The sequence below is a fragment of the Streptomyces sp. CLCI03 genome (genome assembly GCF_053615355.1).
This window is the reverse complement of sequence record NZ_CM132132.1, coordinates 8,106,072-8,120,830: the sequence shown is the minus strand read 5'-3', so window position 1 is coordinate 8,120,830 and position 14,759 is coordinate 8,106,072. Positions and strand designations below refer to the sequence as shown.

The following is a 14,759-nucleotide window of genomic DNA, read 5'->3' as shown; positions in this document are numbered from 1 at the left end:
TTCGATCCTCGACGGTCCGGCCCTCACCCCGATCGCGGCACAACTCCCCCGGCGCCCCGTCCGCTTCGTGTCGGAGCCGGGCTAGGTCGTCTCTTTCGAATCTTGTCGGTCGAGCCCGGGTCGTCCGGTGCGGTGCCTCGCAAGGCGGAGGGGCGCTCGTGTACCGGACGTACTCGAGCGCCCCGACAACCTGGGGGTCCCCCCGGACGGAGTCTGGGGGATGAGGTGCCGTGCCGGGCGGGCCGGGCCCGGCAAGATCCGAAAGAGACGGCCTAGCCGGCGGCCGACCGTAGGCGCCCGGTGCGTCGAGCGGCTCAGTGCCGGGAGATCTGCCCGGGCTTCTCGTGGCAGGGCACGGGACGGGGGCCCGAACTCGTCGAGTTCGGGCCCCCATCGCCGGATACCGGCCCGGAGCCGGGCCTGCCTCCGACCGTTGCGGATCAGGCCAGGGGGCCGCCGTACGGGAGGCCGAGGCCGTAGTACGCACCGAGGTTCTCGTGGTAGGCGGCGTCACCGAGGTGGCGCTCGCGGTGGAACTCCGGGGCGTCCTTGATCTGGCCCTTCGTACGGTCGACGTAGATCTTGCGCTCGGCCGCGTCGATCCGGACCACGACGCTCGCCGGCAGCAGGACCTCCTTGCCGAAGATCCACACACCCGTATCCACCACCAGATAGGCGTCACCGACCTCGTCGGAGTGCCTGTCGACCTTGCCGACGGTCCCATCGGTCGCCTCGACCTCGAAACCCGTCATATCGGTACCGACCAGATAGCCGGCGGTCGACTTGAAACCCCACACATGCTCAGTCACGCGGAAACAACTCCTCCGGTCGAGAGTGGGCGGCGAGTCGTTCCCCTCGGCGCCCTTCCTTACCCGCACTCCCGCCTGCCCCACACCCACAGCCTCATGCACACGGATTGCCGGCGTCGCCTCTTCTCTTCACGGCTCGCTCAGCGCCGCCACTCGTAGACGCCCGGCGAGGACTCCAGGACCTCGCTCGGCCACTGCTCGGGCACGAGGTCGAGAAGGCTTCTCTGCCGGTCGATCCATCCTCCATCGAGGCCGACGGGGAGGACGACGGAGACGCACGACCGGCCCAGGTCCTCGATGCGGACGGCGACACACTCGTGCTCTTCGTCGTGGGGCTCGATCCTGATCTCGGGGCTGTGGTCGTCGTCCCTCCAGCAGACCTCCTGCTGCTCTCCGGGATCGGGCGGTCACCCCCCGGGCACGATGCCACCCCACCTCGCGGGCCCCACGCGCAGCGGCCATGCTGAGGAGGAGGGCGCCGTCGCCCGGAGCTTCTTCTTTCCCGAAGGCCGACGAAGGCGCCTGAGAGGAGGAGGAAGTCATGCGAACGCGAAGAATCCTGGGCCTCGCCCTGGCCACGGCAACCCTTGCGGGCATGAGCGCCTTCGGCGCCGTCAGCGCAGAGGCGGCCTCGTCTCCGAACATCACCAGAGACGAATGCACGGCCGCGGGCGGACAGATCACGGCACGCCCGTACGCCTCGGAAACCTGCGCGCTGCCCGACGGAACCTCGCAGCCGATCACTTGATCGCCCCGGGCGTGGGCGGCCTCTCTGTTCTTGCGGACCAGGGCCCCGGCGGTGCCGGGGTCCTTCGCGTGCCGGTTTCGCCTGCCGGTCGCGCGTGCGGAGAGGGCGGGTGCCGTGACGGCGCGCCGCCCCGGGTACGCCGCAGCACGCCGGGGCTGTGCGCCGCCCGAAGCACGGGCGGTTCCTACGGGGCCGGGGCCGGGGCCGACGCCGGGTCCGGGGCCGGGGCCGCGTTGGAGGAGGCCGGGATCGCGGGTTCCTGTGGGACCGGCGGGTGGCAGGCGGGGCGATTGTCGTCGCCGTCCGTGTCCTCCGTGCGCGGCCAGTACCGCCCTTCGAGGGCCTCGGCGCTGCGGTTGAGCCGGACCAGGACGTCCTCCAGCTCCCGCACCTCCTCCGGCGACCAGTGGGCGACCACTCGGGCCAGGCAGGACTGGTTGACCTCACGGTCTCCGGCGAGCCGCCGCCCGCCTTCCGCGGTGATGCGCAGCTTGCGGGCCATGCCGCCGTCCGGATCCGCGACGCGCTCGGCCAGTCCGCAGCGCAGCAGTGCGGCCGTCTGACGGTTCACGGTCGAGGTGTCGAGCCCGAAGGCCTCCGCCAACTGCCCTATGGACATGGGGCCTTGCGTGTCGATCCGACTGAGCAGCAGGTACGCCGACCGCTCCAGGCGGTCGGGGTCGCGTTCGCGCCGGGCCAGCACCTGGTGCCGCGAGAGCAGCATCAGCTCCCGCTCCAGTTTCTCCAGCACCACGCCTCCCGCTCCTTCCGACGCTTCATTATCGCCGAGCCGCGGCCCGGTGGACCTCTGCCCGGCCGCCCGCGGCAATATGCATGATACATAACGTGTGTACTATGCACTTCTCGTTGTCACTCCGACGAGCCACAGCTTCCACCCGGAGGACCCGCATGACCGTCACCACGTCCACCGCCTCCCGCGCGGCCGAGATCCTGTCCCGGCCCGTCACGCTGAACGGCCTGACCGTCCCCAATCGCATCGCGATGGCTCCGATGACGCGGATGTTCTCCCCCGGCGGCGTGCCCGGCGAGGACGTGCAGGCGTACTACGCCAGCCGGGCCGCCGCGGGTGTGGGCCTGATCGTCACCGAGGGCACCTACGTCGGCCACGACTCCGCGGGGCAGAGTGACCGGGTACCGCGGTTCCACGGCGAGGACCAGCTCGCGGGGTGGTCGAAGGTGGCCGCGGCCGTGCACGAGGCCGGTGGCACGATCGTGCCCCAGCTGTGGCACATAGGCATGGTGCGCAAGCAGGGCGAGGCACCGTACGTCGACGCGCCCGCCGTCGGCCCCTCCGGCATCCGCGTCGACGGCACCGAGGGAACGGGCAAGGCGATGACCAGCGCCGACCTCGACGACGTCATCGGCGCGTTCGCCGACGCCGCCGCGGAGGCCGAGCGGATCGGATTCGACGGCATCGAACTGCACGGCGCCCACGGCTACCTGCTCGACCAGTTCCTGTGGGAGCGGACCAACCGCCGCACGGACGCCTACGGCGGCGACGCGGTGGCCCGTACGAAGTTCGCCGCGGAGATCGTGGCCGCGGTCCGCGAGCGCGTCGCGGCCGACTTCCCGGTGATCTTCCGCTACTCGCAATGGAAGCAGGAGGCCTACGACGCCCGGCTCGCGCAGACCCCGGAGGAGCTGGAGGCGATCCTGGCCCCGCTGGCGGCGGCCGGCGTCGACGCGTTCCACGCCTCCACCCGGCGCTACTGGATCCCGGAGTTCGAGGGCTCGGACCTGAATCTGGCGGGCTGGACCAAGAAGCTCACCGGACGCCCGACCATCACCGTCGGCTCGGTCGGCCTGGACGGCGACTTCATCCGCGCCTTCGTGGGCGAGGGTGCGGCGCTCGGCGACATCGACAACCTCCTGGACCGCATGGAACGCGACGAGTTCGACATGGTCGCCGTCGGCCGGGCACTGCTGCAGGACCCGCACTGGGCCGCGAAGGTCCTCGGCAACCGCTTCGACGAGCTGAAGCCGTACGACGCGGCGGCGCTGAGGTCTCTCAGCCGGTAGCTGGCGGCGGTGGCCGCCGGCCACCCGGACGACGGCCGCGCCGAGCTACGCCCCGTGAAGTCGGTCCGCCGACGGCACGGGGCGTTCGCCCTCGGTCCCGGCGCCCGATCGGTTCTCCGAGCAGCGCGGTGAGCTCCTCCTCGACGGCGGCGAGCAGCCGCGACCCCCGGACGGTCAGCGTCTGCTCCCAGGGGTGGCCGAAGGCTCCCAGTCGCAGGTCATCGGTGACGTGGAGGTAGCAGTCGCCGTCGGGGTACGCGCCGTCGCCGGGCTCGGCGGCGCTGAGCAGGCCGCGCTGGACGATCGCCGCGAGCCGGCCGCGGAGGTCCGGAACGGGGCGTTCGTGGACATGCGCGTGCAGGTCCCGGAGGGCGAAGTCCGCGTCGTCGTCGGTCAGGCCGCCGCCGACGGTGAAGGGGACCTCGTCGACGCATGCCCAGGCGACCGCGACGACGGTGCCGTTGTCCAGCAGGACGTCGATGAGGACATCACCCTCGTCCGAGGAGCCGTCCGCCGTCATCTCGGCGTAGGGCATCGCGTGGGGGTCGGGCGAGGCCACTGCGACGTCCCAGGTCCGTTCGGCCTGCCCCGGCACCCGGTACAGGTCCTGCACCCCTTCCCGTGGCTCCGCCGTGGCGGTAGCCCGCTCGCCGGGCAGCGGGGCGGCGACCCGTACGGAGCGCTGCCCGGCCCCCGAAGCGCCTCGTACCTCGCCCACCGCTCGCCCATGTCCATGACCCGGAGCCTGGACGGGCCGCGGGGCGTCCCGGCAGGTCAGCCGCCGCAGGTGCCGATGGCGCGGCGGAACCCTGCCCACCGAGAGGCCGGCACGGGGACGCCGCAGATCCGGTCCGCTCGGTAATCATCGGCATCTCCGCGGAACGCGATGGCGTCGTCCCCGAACAGTCCGGACAGAGTGAGCCGGCTGCACCGAACTCCGTTGTCAGAGGCCTGTCGGATAATCCGTTCCGTGAGCCTGCAGCGCGAGCGGGGAGACCCGTAGCGGCGGGCTCGGGGCGGTCTGAACGACACGAGGAGGACCGGTTGGAAGACCGACGGGCAGCGGAGGATCTCACCCTGCGCCTTGATGAGCTGGCGGCCGGACTCATGGATCCGGACTGCGACCTCGACGACCTTGCAGACATCGAAGAGGAGCTCGTGGCCGCCCGGCGGCGGGAGCTGATTCCTTACCTGGAACGGCATCTCGCAGCCGCCGTGGAAGCGGGCAACTGGTACGCCCGTCATGTGCTCGCCCGGATTCTGGCCGAGACCGCCGGCCGCACGTCACTGGCGGCCCTGCTACGGGCCTTCTCCCGCGATCTGGGTGACGACCAGGACTCTCTCTCGACGACGATCCATGAACTCGCACAGGAGGACCCGACTGCCGCGCGCGAAATCCTCCTGCCGTGCGCCGTTGGGGCCGATGAGGACCTTCGCAAGGCGGCGATCTGGCTGCTCGGCTTCGTCCCCGAACCCGCTGATCTCGACCTGCTGGCCCACGCCGCGAAGGACTCCGACGAAGAAATCCGCAGCGCGGTCGTGGGCACGCTCGGCAGTCACAAGACAGAACCGGCGGCCGTCGACCTGCTGTTGCACCTGCTGGACGATCCTTCCCCGCACGTGCGCATCTCCGTCCTCAGCTCCCTCGGCTTCCTTCAGCAACCCAGAACCCTGCGGAAGATCCGCTTGCTCGCGAACGACGACGACGCCCGTGTCCGTGCCTGGGTCGCGATCGCCTTGGGCCGCTTTCCCGCCTCGGAGCCCACAGACCTCGCGACCTCGGCCGTGCTCGACCAGCTGGCCGCAGATGCCGACCCGTACGTTCGCGACCATGCGGCCGAGGCCCGTCAGCGCACCCTCCGCAGCTGAGGATCACGGGGAGCGGGCCTGGGCAGGAGTCGGGATCCGTATCGAGTGCAGGATCAGATTCCTTGGACAGCACCAGTTTCCTATCGGTCCACCGTCGAAATCCCCCTCGTCGTGCGACCAGCGCCACCCCACGGTCCAACGCCCGTACTGCTGGACAAGGGCATACGACATGGCGTCGGCCCAGGACTCGGCCTCACGGCGCACAGCCCCGCCGGCTCAAGCCCTCATCCACCGACTGCGATGCTCAGCCACACTCGGCAGCCCGTCCCGACCGGAGAAGACTCGCACAGATATTCGAACACATGTTTCATTAGATGGATGGAACCCTTCCGCTTCCCCGACGACCTGGTCGCACTCCAGGCGGCGTGGCTCGATACCTACACAGCACTGGCGAAGGTGCCCGCGGGAGTCGGCGCCACGCCACTGCGACGGCGCCTGATCACCCTGTCCTGTCGACTCCACACCCACCCCCACTGGGCGGAGTCCGGCGGCGCGCGCGGCACCTGGGCGGAGTTGCGTCGGCAGGCCAGGGCCCGCAGGTGGGCCACCGCCGCATAAACGCCGGCCTGAGCAGGGATGGGGCCCGTCACGCGCCTGTGACAGTCGACGGACAGCTTCATGAAGGTCCCGGGTCAGTCTTTTAACCAGAGAACAAAACAGGCATATCGCCCGACTTTCTCGGGAAACCGAACCCCTCTCCCCCGCCCCGCACAAGGAGTCATTCCGATGGTCCGCACCTCCCGCAAGCAGCGTTTCGCGATGATCGCCGTCTCCGCCACGATCGTCGGAGGTGGCGTACTGATCCCCACCAGCGCCTTCGCCGCCACGGCCACCACCGCGGGCACGACCACGCAGGACCACCGGGACAACAAGCGACACACCGACGACAAGGGCAAGAACAAGAGCAAGAAGAACCAGAAGCACCAGAACGGCAAGAACAAGGTCCGCGACGTCGAGAACATGCCCGGCTGCAAGTTCTACCAAGGCAAGGTCTACTGCGAACACAAGACCGACAAGCCCGCCCCGGCCCCCGCCCCGGCACCGGCGCCCGCGCCCGCGCCCGCCCCGGCACCCAAGGCGTAACCCACCCCCACGCACACCACCGACCAACCCCTGCCGAGACCGGGCAGGGGTCTCGGCCGTGCCGCCCGCTCCCGCGGACGCCGTCAGGCGGGTCTTCCCGCGGTGTCGAAGCTGGTCAGGGGCCGACGGGGTGGCCCTGGTGCGGGTGGGGTGATGATCGTCGGGATAGTCTCCGGAGGCTGTCGCGTGGCCCGCCGGGCCCCGGCGGGGTGGTCGGTACACGAGGGCGGGACGGGGTAGGTCGTGCGGGGGCGGTACACGGAGCGGGAGCGGATCGAGCAGTTGCTCGCGGACGCCCGCCAGGGGACGAGTGGTGTCCTGCTGCTGCACGGAGAGGCCGGCATCGGGAAGACCGCGCTGCTCGACCACGCGGCCGGGCAGGCGCACGGTGCGCGGGTGTTGCGGGTCGAGGGCATCGAGTCGGAGATGGAGATGGCCTTCGGCGGTCTGCACCAACTCTTCCTGCCGGTGATGGACCTGGTCGACGCGTTGCCGGAGCCCCAAGCGGCCGCTCTGCGTTCGGTGTTCGGCCTCAGCAGTGACCGTGTGCGGGATCGTTTCAACGTCGGGCTCGCGGTTCTCACGCTCCTTGCGGAGGCCGCGGCGGACGGCCCGCTGCTGTGCCTGGTCGACGATGCGCAGTGGCTCGACCAGCCGTCGGTGGACATGCTGACCTTCGCGGCGCGCCGGTTGCGGGCGGAGGGCGTGGTGATGCTCTTCGCCGTCCGCGACGGAGCTCCCGGTGCCGCCGTGAAGGGGCTGCCCCCACTGCTGGTCGAAGGCCTGGACCGGGAGGATGCCGCCGCGTTGGTGCCAGGTCTGCCGCCGTACGTCGCGGACCGCGTCATCGAGGAGGCCCGGGGCAACCCCCTGGCCCTGATCGAGTTGTCCGCCGCCCTCGCTCCGGCCCAACGCGCCGGCCGGCTGGGCCCGTCCGCGCTGCCCGACGCGGCCGCCGGACTGCCGGTCCGGCTCCAGGACGGGTTCCTGGAACAACTCCGGCGGCTGCCCGAGGCCGCTCAGGTGGTGCTGCTGGTGGCCGCCGCCGACGACACCGGGGACCTCACCGTGGTGTTGCGTGCCGCGGGCCGGCTCGGCTCCGCGGTCGAGGACCTGGAGCCGGCCGAGCGCGCCGGGTTCCTCCTGCTGTCCGGGCAAGCGCTGCGGTTTCGGCACCCGCTGGTCCGGTACGCCGCCTACCAGGGCGCCCCGCTCGCCCGGCGGATCGCCGCGCACCGGGCCCTGGCCGAGGCGCTCGGCGAGGCCGGCCAGGCCCACCGACGGGCCTGGCATCTGGCCGCCGCCTCGACGGGCCCCGACGAGGGGGTCGCCGAGGAATTGGAGCGGGTCGCCGAGTGGGCCGACAGTCGGCAGGCGATGGCGTCCGCGTCCGCCGCGTACGAGCGTGCCGCCCAGCTCACCGCGGATCCGCGGGTGCGGGCGCGACGGCTGGTGTCGGCGGCGCAGCGGGCCGCCGATGCCGGACAGGACGAGCGGTGCGCTGCGCTGGCCGACCAGGTGCCGCTGCCGCTGGAGGATCCCGGCGTGGCGGCGAGCTTCGCGCGCGCCCGGGCCGTGGTGGAGCTGGGCTATCGCAGGCCGGAGAGGGCGGCCCGGATCCTGGTCGACAGCGCGGACCTGACGGGCGTCGAGCGCCCGGACATGACGGGCTCGCTGCTGGCGGACGCGGTCCACGCGGCGTTCTCCGCCGGGGACGCCTCGCTGATCGAGGAGATCGCGCTCCGCTCCCCCGCCCTACCGGTGCTGGCCGTACCGGCCGGGTTGTTCGGTGGTGACGTGCCCGGCGCGCTGGAGGCGGTCCGTACGCTCGTGGACACGCCGGCCGAGGGCGTGATGGACCGCCTGATGACGGGGATCTACCTGCAGTTGACGGGTGAGCACGCGGCAGCCCGGGAGGCCGCCGTGGGCGTCGTCGCGCACTGCCGCGACCAGGGTGTCAGTGGTTGGCTGCCCACCGCGCTGCATCTGCTGGTGCAGACGGAGCTGTCGCTGGGCCACCATGACGAGGCCTCGGCACGGGCCGTCGAGGCGCTCCAGCTGGCGGAGTACTACGACCTGGCCCACCGGGCCGCCCACCTACGGGCCGCTCTGGCGATGCCGGCCGCCGTCAGGGGCGAGGAGGAACGGGTCCGTACCCTGACCGACGAGGCGCTGGCGTACACGCTCCCGCGCGGGGTGGGGCGGGGGACGGCGGACGCCCTGTGGGCACGGGGCCTGCTCGCACTCGGCCTGGGCCGGGCGGAGGCGGCTCTGGAGCAGTTGGAGGCGGCCTGCGGGGAGGTGACGCACCCTCTGCTCCGCCTGCCCCTGCTGCCCGATCTGGTCGAGGCCGCGGTACGGGCCGGCCGCCCGGAGCGGGCGACGGACGCGGCCCGGTCGCTCGGGGAGTGGGCGACCGCGCTGGGACGGACCGGCCTCGCCGCGTCCGCCCGCCGTTGCCAGGCGCTGACCGGACCGGACGGCGAGGCGGAGGAGCGGTTCGTCGCGGCGCTGGCCCTGCACGAGGGCGGCAGCGCGTACGACCGGGCGCGTACGGCGCTGCTGTACGGGGAGTGGCTGCGCCGCCTGCGCCGCCACATCGACGCCCGGGAGCAGTTGCGCGCCGCTCTCGACGGTTTCGAACGGCTGGATGCCCGGCCCTGGGCCGACCGGGCCCGGACGGAGCTCGGCGCCGCGGGTGGGGAGACCGGCCTGACGGAGCGCGAGGACGGGCCGATCAGTGTGCTGAGCCCGCAGGAGCGCGAGGTGGTTCGACTGGCGGCGGCCGGTGCCAGCAACCGGGAGATCGGAGCGCGGCTTTTCCTGAGCCCGCGCACGGTCGGGCACCACCTCTATCGCGCCTTCCCGAAGCTGGGCGTCAGGTCCCGCACCGAACTCGCCGACCTGTTGGCGTCATGAGGCGGGACTCGGCTCCGGCGCGGACCAGATCAGCCTGGTCTGGGCGGTTCGATAGCCGGCCCGGGCGAAGGCGGCGGCCATCGGCGCGTTGTCGGTGTCGGTCGTGGCGGTGATCAGCTCGGCCCCGGCCTCCACCTGCACCCGGGTGATCTCGGCGAGTACGTCGTCGACGTATCCCTGTCCGCGCAGCTCGGGGACGACGCCGAGGTAGCCGACGTTACGGTTGTACGGCGTCGCGGAGGGCAGGGCCAGCCCGGCGACCTGGCCGTCGTGGGTGCGGGCGATGCGCCACCACGAGCGTTCTCCCGGGCAGCTGAGGTAGAAGTCCACCTCCTCGCGGGCGGTGGCTTCCGCGCCCATCGCCACCAGGTTCCGGCGGGTCTCCCCGTCCAGGCTGCCCACCGCGATGCGTCGGAAGACGTCCAGGAACTCCTCGTCCGTGCCCTCGGTGAAGACGAGGCGGCCGCTGGAGGCGGGGAGCCCGGCCTCGGGTGTCCATTCCAGGCGCAGACGCTCGACCACGTCGGTCAGTCCGGCCGCCAGCGCGGCGTCCCGCCGCCAGTCGGCGGCCGCGGCCGTGGCCGGGTCCTCGCGCCAGCCGTTCGGCAGGGTCAGGTTGTAGAGCGGGGGCTTGGTCGCGCCCTGCTCGGCGAAGGCCCGCAGGCCCGCGCTGATCAGCTCGGCCCCGAGCGCCGCCCGGTCGGCGACGGAGGGGTCGACGTGCAGGCAGTCCAGCGCGATCGGGTGCTCGCTGGTCGCCCGGCCCCACCACAGGGCCCGGGCGATCACTCGGCCGTCCCGCTCGGCGATCCAGGTCCACTCCGGCCGGTACATGCCCTCGTCGAGTTCCTGGAGGTACCGGTCGGCAGGGATCCAGCCGACGGGTTCGTCGACCGTCACGGCGGTGACGCGGTCGAGGTCGGCCTCGGTGGTGGGGCGGATCGGTGTCGGGATGATCGTCTCCTTCGCGTAGGTGGTGATGGCTGCGCCGGTGTTGAAGACCCGGGAGTCGGTGAGCTTGAAGCCGTCCGGGTGGAACGGCGCGTCGAAGAGGGGTTTGCCGGAGCCGATGACGACCGGGTAGCGCTTGATGATCAACTCGTCGATCTCCTCCAGCAGCTGCCCGGCCAGATTCGCCCCGCCGCAGAGCCAGATGCCCGCCCCGTCCTGCTTCTTGAGGTCGCGGACGAAGGCCACCGGGTCCGTGGCGAGGACCTCCACGGCGGGGTCGAGCTGGGCCGGTGTGCGGGAGAAGACGTACTGCTTGAGGTGCGGGTAGGGGTTGGTGACACCGGCCGCGAGACCGGACTCGTAGGTGGCACGACCCATCAGGACCGTGTCGAACCGCTTGTTGGCGACCCCGTCGAGACCCAGCGGCTCCCGGCCTTGGGCCGGGATCGTCTCCGGGTACTCCGCCAGCAGCGCGGCGGCGAGGTCGCCCTCGAAGGGGAAGAAGTCGAACTGGCCGTCAGGGCCCGCGATGAACCCGTCGAGGGTGGTGCCGACGTAGTAGGTGAGCTTACGCACACGCCCTGCTTTCGTTCGCTTGCTGCTTGGTGCTTGCTGCTTGCTTTGCTGCCTGGTGACGTCACCGACGCTACGGAGGACTCCCTGCGCCAGGCATCGGTCATCGCGACGTAACGTGGCCGACCGCCGAGGCGCCGAGGCCGGTCGCCCCTCCGCGCGACCCCCTTGCCTCACCTATCGAAACTCGATAGATTCCGATCGTAAATCGATGGAAGGGTGGGTCATGGGAAAGCTGGCAGTGCATGCGTTGCGTGCCGTGCTCGCGGTGGTGCTCGGCGGCACCGTGTTCGTCCAGGTGGGCATGGTGTGGACGTTGATCAGTGGGAACGACCCGGAGGACGGGTCGCTCCCGCTGACCCCGCTCCGGGTGATCGTCGTCCTGGGCATGGTGGCGGCCCAGGCCGCCCTGGTCTGCGTATGGCGACTGGTGACGATGGTGCGACGCGGAACGGTGTTCTCCCACACGGCCTTCCGCTACGTGGACGTGGTGATCGGCGCGATCGTGGCGATTTCCCTGCTGTGGTTCGTGGTCACGGCCATCAACTCACCGGGGCAGCGGGAAGATCCGGGTGTCACCGTCATCATGGGTGGGATCGGCGTGGCCATCCTGGGGGTGGCGCTCATCGTGCTCGTGTTGCGGATGCTGCTCACCCAGGCCGTCGCACGCGACGTCGAAGCCACGCGGATGCGGGCCGAGTTGGACGAGGTCATCTGATGCCGATCGCCGTCGACATCGACGTGATGCTGGCCAGGCGGAAGATGTCCGTGGGCGAGCTCGCGGACCGGGTGGGGATCACACCCGCCAATCTGGCCGTGCTCAAGAACGGCCGCGCCAAGGCGGTGCGCTTCGCGACGCTCGCCGCGCTCTGCGAAGTGCTGGAGTGCCAGCCGGGCGACCTGCTGCGCTGGGAGGACGACGACGCCCCGGGCGAGTGACAGGCGCCGGGCGGTCGTGACGCGCGGCGCCGGGGCCGGGCTACGGCGCTCCGGCGCCCTCGGGGGTCCCCCGAACGGGCGGCTCGACGAGCAGCCGCCGCCGGACGGCCGGAGGATCGGTGCGGGAACACCCGACGGGAGCCGACCGAGGATGCCGAACACCGCCACCGCCGCCTGCCGGAAGAAGGCGCACGCCGCCCTGTCCGGCGTACTGGTCCTGGCCGGGACCGTCATGACCGGCTGCGCCGGCGAGGCCCACGACACCGGACAGGGGCCCGGAGCGGGGCCCCGCCCCCAGGCGGCCCGCTCCGGCAGGGTCACCGTCGTCTACGAGACCGCGACGATCGCACCGGACGACCGGGAGGTCGTGGCGCTGATCCGGAACTCCCGCGTATTGGAACGGTCGGCCGACTGGGTGAACCGATCCCTCACCCTGCCGCACGACATGGTCGTGAAGGTCACCGCCGCCGTGCCGGAGGGTGTCACCGACGCCGTGACCCAGCCCGACGGCAGGACGATCTTCATCCCGCCGCCGTTCCTGGCGGAGATCGAGAAGGCCTTGGCGGACGTCGTGAAGACCGTCGAACGCCCTGCCCAGTTTCCCGCGTCCGAATACAACACCGACGACCTGACCGTGCTCTCGACGGAGTTCGTCTTCGGCCACGAGATGGGCCACGCCCTGCAACGCCAGCTCCTCCTGGCCAATCTCGGCCTCGAAGAGGACGCTGCCGACGGCTACGCCTCCTTCTACACCGTGAACCAGGTCGGGCCGGGCCCGTCGCTCGCCGCCGCGATCCTCTTCGACGAGATCGCCCGCAAGGAGGGCGTGCCGACTCTGGAGAGGTTGTCGAGCGACCACCCCATCACCCAGCAACGCGCCTACAACTTCCTGTGCTACCTGTACGGGAGCGACCCGAAGAAGTACCAGCGGTCCCTGGTCGACAGCGGCGACCTGCCCAAGACGCGCGCCCCGCTGTGCCCGCAGGCATGGGCGATGCTCGACTACGGCTGGTGGACCCAGCTCCGCCCCCACTTCAGCGGGCCGTTCAAGGCTCGCGGTGACGAGGAGCAGAAGAAGGCGCACGCGCGTCTGATCGCGGAGACGAACGCACTGGCGCAGCGGATCGGCGAGATCCGCAAGAGTCAGTGACCTGTTGAGGGCCTCACCGGCTCGATGGCGAACCCTTGGCTCGCCGAGGTTCGTGTACGAATGCAACCGATCCATGGCGTGACTTCCGCCCGCGAGCGCCAAGAGGCTCTCCCCGTAAGGGATTTCGTCCGGGCCGATCGACGTCTCGGATACCGACACCTCCGACGACACGGCCGTGGAGGTCCGTACGGTGCACACGAAGAGGCGTCGGATTGGAGTCCTGCCCAAGGAGCCGCAGCCCGAGACGGGATGCCGTTCCGCATGTCGCGACACGCGGACCGGGCATCGGCCAGGTGGATCAAGGTGCGGCCATCCGCTGTTAAGGTGTCATGCGCCCATCAAGTCGGGCCTCTCACATACTGACATTTCAACGGGGTTGACGTGAAGCTTCGCCATGTCCGCGCGGTAGCCGTCTTCGGCATCGCAATCTTCGCACTCACCGGAGCCCGTGGCTCCCACGGCGGCAGCTGCGGGGGCAGCAGCCACAGTTCCGGGTCGAGCTCCAGTGGTTCGGGGGGTTCCAGCAGCTCCACCGGTGGCAGCCACGACAGCGACAGCACGAGCGGCAGTACCGGCACCACCGGCAGCAGCACGGGCAGCCCGTCGGTCACCGGCGGATCCGGCAACAACAAGGCCGAGCGCGACATCAGGATCGACGCGTGCAAGATGGACGCGTCGGGCAAGAACCTCGTCGCCAAGATCACCGTCACCAACAGCGGCTCGGTGGACTACACCTACAACATCAGCATGAAGTTCCGCGGGAACGCCACCTCGGCGGCGACCCCCACCCAGGCCAAGGTCTCCGCTCTCACGGTCAAGGCGGGTGCCTCGAAGCAGGCCGAGGCCACCGCGCCGTACACCGGCAAGGGCGACGGCAGCGAGTACAAGGAATGCGTCGTCGACAACGCGTCGAAGAGCGCCCTCTGACCGCTCGTGATCACGCGGAGCCCCCTCTCCTGAACCGATGGAGCGGGGGCTCTGTCGTTCCGGCCGCCGTCACGGACTGACCCGGGCCCGCGCCCGGGTCCGCCCACGCCGGGCGGCCGCGCGGGATCCGACGGGCGTCACGGTCGCGCCGGAGTCGGCGGGTGCCCGGCCGGCGGAACCGCGCCGCCGGTGGAGCAGGGCGTCGAGGGACAGGACCGGCGCGCCGCCCAGGATCAGCGGGGTCCAGGCCAGCAGGTAGATCACGTCCGCGCCGAAGTAGTACGGGGTGGTCGACCAGCTCATGGTCAGCCACAGGCTGAGGGAGATCAGCGCACCGCCGAGGGCGGCGATCCGGGTCAGCAGGCCGGCCAGGGCGCCGAGCCCGACGGCCAGCTCGCCGAGGGCGATCGCCATGCCGAAGGCCACCGGCTGGGTCAGGGAGACGTCGATCAGCGCGGGTATGCCCGCGGCGTCCCGTACCGCTTCCATCTGCTGGCCGATCGAGCCGTCGCCGCTGGCGGACAGGAAGGCCGGATCGGTCAGCTTGTCCACACCGGCGTAGACGAAGGTGGCGCCGAGGAAGAGGCGCAGTGGCAGGAGTGCGTACTCGGAGGCTCTCGCGCGGAGGCCGACGGAAGGCGTGTTCATGCCCCTCACACGAGGACTCCCGCCATCCGGTTCGACCGGTCGGGGATCGCTTTTCGCGCGCGGCGATGTGCCTGAACTCCCCGGCGGGGCGGAGACCGAACGG

General features: G+C 71.2%; 14 protein-coding genes and 2 pseudogenes. 10 read left to right on the top strand and 6 right to left on the bottom strand.

Annotated elements, in window-relative coordinates:
• Positions 1 to 440: 440 nt before the first annotated feature.
• The gene (locus ACWG52_RS37460) at positions 441 to 809 is read right to left on the bottom strand and encodes a PRC-barrel domain-containing protein (protein ID WP_389806357.1); all 369 of its coding nucleotides are present in this window, start codon (positions 807 to 809) and stop codon (positions 441 to 443) included.
• 140 nt (positions 810 to 949) lie between these two features.
• Positions 950 to 1,189, bottom strand: a pseudogene (locus tag ACWG52_RS37455) (DUF5959 family protein); the annotation flags it as partial.
• A gap of 161 nt (positions 1,190 to 1,350) precedes the next feature.
• Between ACWG52_RS37455 and ACWG52_RS37450 the strand changes: the two are divergent.
• Entirely contained in the window at positions 1,351 to 1,557 is a 207-nt protein-coding gene (locus ACWG52_RS37450) for a hypothetical protein (protein WP_389806358.1), read from the top strand.
• A gap of 184 nt (positions 1,558 to 1,741) precedes the next feature.
• Here the strand turns inward: ACWG52_RS37450 and ACWG52_RS37445 are convergent, their stop codons facing one another.
• On the bottom strand, positions 1,742 to 2,311 hold the full coding sequence (locus tag ACWG52_RS37445; RefSeq protein WP_389806360.1) for a MarR family winged helix-turn-helix transcriptional regulator: 570 nt from the start codon (positions 2,309 to 2,311) through the stop codon (positions 1,742 to 1,744).
• Between the two features lie 155 nt (positions 2,312 to 2,466).
• Here ACWG52_RS37445 and ACWG52_RS37440 point away from each other — a divergent pair, with 155 nt between their 5' ends.
• Positions 2,467 to 3,597 (top strand): NADH:flavin oxidoreductase, encoded by a 1,131-nt coding sequence (locus ACWG52_RS37440; protein WP_389806362.1) that lies wholly within the window; start codon positions 2,467 to 2,469, stop codon positions 3,595 to 3,597.
• Here the strand turns inward: ACWG52_RS37440 and ACWG52_RS37435 are convergent.
• On the bottom strand, positions 3,587 to 4,315 hold the full coding sequence (locus ACWG52_RS37435) for a DUF2716 domain-containing protein (protein ID WP_389806364.1): 729 nt from the start codon (positions 4,313 to 4,315) through the stop codon (positions 3,587 to 3,589). The two genes, ACWG52_RS37440 and ACWG52_RS37435, sit on opposite strands and share 11 nt — an antisense overlap.
• A gap of 326 nt (positions 4,316 to 4,641) precedes the next feature.
• On the opposite strand from ACWG52_RS37435, the gene ACWG52_RS37430 reads away from it, so the two are divergent.
• From ACWG52_RS37430 to ACWG52_RS37415, 4 genes are all read left to right on the top strand, one after another.
• Positions 4,642 to 5,466: a HEAT repeat domain-containing protein gene (locus tag ACWG52_RS37430; RefSeq protein ID WP_389806366.1), complete on the top strand. Its 825-nt coding sequence runs from the start codon at positions 4,642 to 4,644 to the stop codon at positions 5,464 to 5,466.
• 318 nt (positions 5,467 to 5,784) lie between these two features.
• On the top strand, positions 5,785 to 6,024 hold the full coding sequence (locus tag ACWG52_RS37425; protein ID WP_389806368.1) for a hypothetical protein: 240 nt from the start codon (positions 5,785 to 5,787) through the stop codon (positions 6,022 to 6,024).
• A 168-nt stretch (positions 6,025 to 6,192) separates the two neighbouring features.
• On the top strand, positions 6,193 to 6,549 hold the full coding sequence (locus ACWG52_RS37420; protein WP_390167382.1) for a hypothetical protein: 357 nt from the start codon (positions 6,193 to 6,195) through the stop codon (positions 6,547 to 6,549).
• A gap of 243 nt (positions 6,550 to 6,792) precedes the next feature.
• The gene (locus tag ACWG52_RS37415; protein WP_389806372.1) at positions 6,793 to 9,468 is read left to right on the top strand and encodes an ATP-binding protein; all 2,676 of its coding nucleotides are present in this window, start codon (positions 6,793 to 6,795) and stop codon (positions 9,466 to 9,468) included.
• Here the strand turns inward: ACWG52_RS37415 and ACWG52_RS37410 are convergent.
• Positions 9,463 to 10,995: a dihydrofolate reductase family protein gene (locus ACWG52_RS37410; protein WP_453127226.1), complete on the bottom strand. Its 1,533-nt coding sequence runs from the start codon at positions 10,993 to 10,995 to the stop codon at positions 9,463 to 9,465. The genes ACWG52_RS37415 and ACWG52_RS37410 overlap by 6 nt on opposite strands.
• A 223-nt stretch (positions 10,996 to 11,218) precedes the next feature.
• Here ACWG52_RS37410 and ACWG52_RS37405 point away from each other — a divergent pair, with 223 nt between their 5' ends.
• The 4 genes from ACWG52_RS37405 to ACWG52_RS37390 all read left to right on the top strand — a co-directional run bounded on the left by ACWG52_RS37405 (position 11,219) and on the right by ACWG52_RS37390 (position 14,008).
• Positions 11,219 to 11,710: a DUF2975 domain-containing protein gene (locus ACWG52_RS37405; RefSeq protein WP_389806376.1), complete on the top strand. Its 492-nt coding sequence runs from the start codon at positions 11,219 to 11,221 to the stop codon at positions 11,708 to 11,710.
• Positions 11,710 to 11,931: a helix-turn-helix domain-containing protein gene (locus tag ACWG52_RS37400; RefSeq protein ID WP_389806378.1), complete on the top strand. Its 222-nt coding sequence runs from the start codon at positions 11,710 to 11,712 to the stop codon at positions 11,929 to 11,931. Before ACWG52_RS37405 ends, ACWG52_RS37400 begins: the two co-directional genes overlap by 1 nt.
• A 151-nt stretch (positions 11,932 to 12,082) precedes the next feature.
• Positions 12,083 to 13,081: a DUF4344 domain-containing metallopeptidase gene (locus ACWG52_RS37395; RefSeq protein ID WP_390167376.1), complete on the top strand. Its 999-nt coding sequence runs from the start codon at positions 12,083 to 12,085 to the stop codon at positions 13,079 to 13,081.
• Positions 13,082 to 13,462: 381 nt separating this feature from the next.
• Complete coding sequence (locus tag ACWG52_RS37390; RefSeq protein ID WP_389806382.1) at positions 13,463 to 14,008, top strand: hypothetical protein; 546 nt, start codon at positions 13,463 to 13,465, stop codon at positions 14,006 to 14,008.
• 180 nt (positions 14,009 to 14,188) lie between these two features.
• Here ACWG52_RS37390 and ACWG52_RS37385 read toward each other — a convergent pair.
• A pseudogene (locus ACWG52_RS37385) lies at positions 14,189 to 14,656 on the bottom strand (DoxX family protein); the annotation flags it as partial.
• Positions 14,657 to 14,759 lie beyond the last annotated feature (103 nt).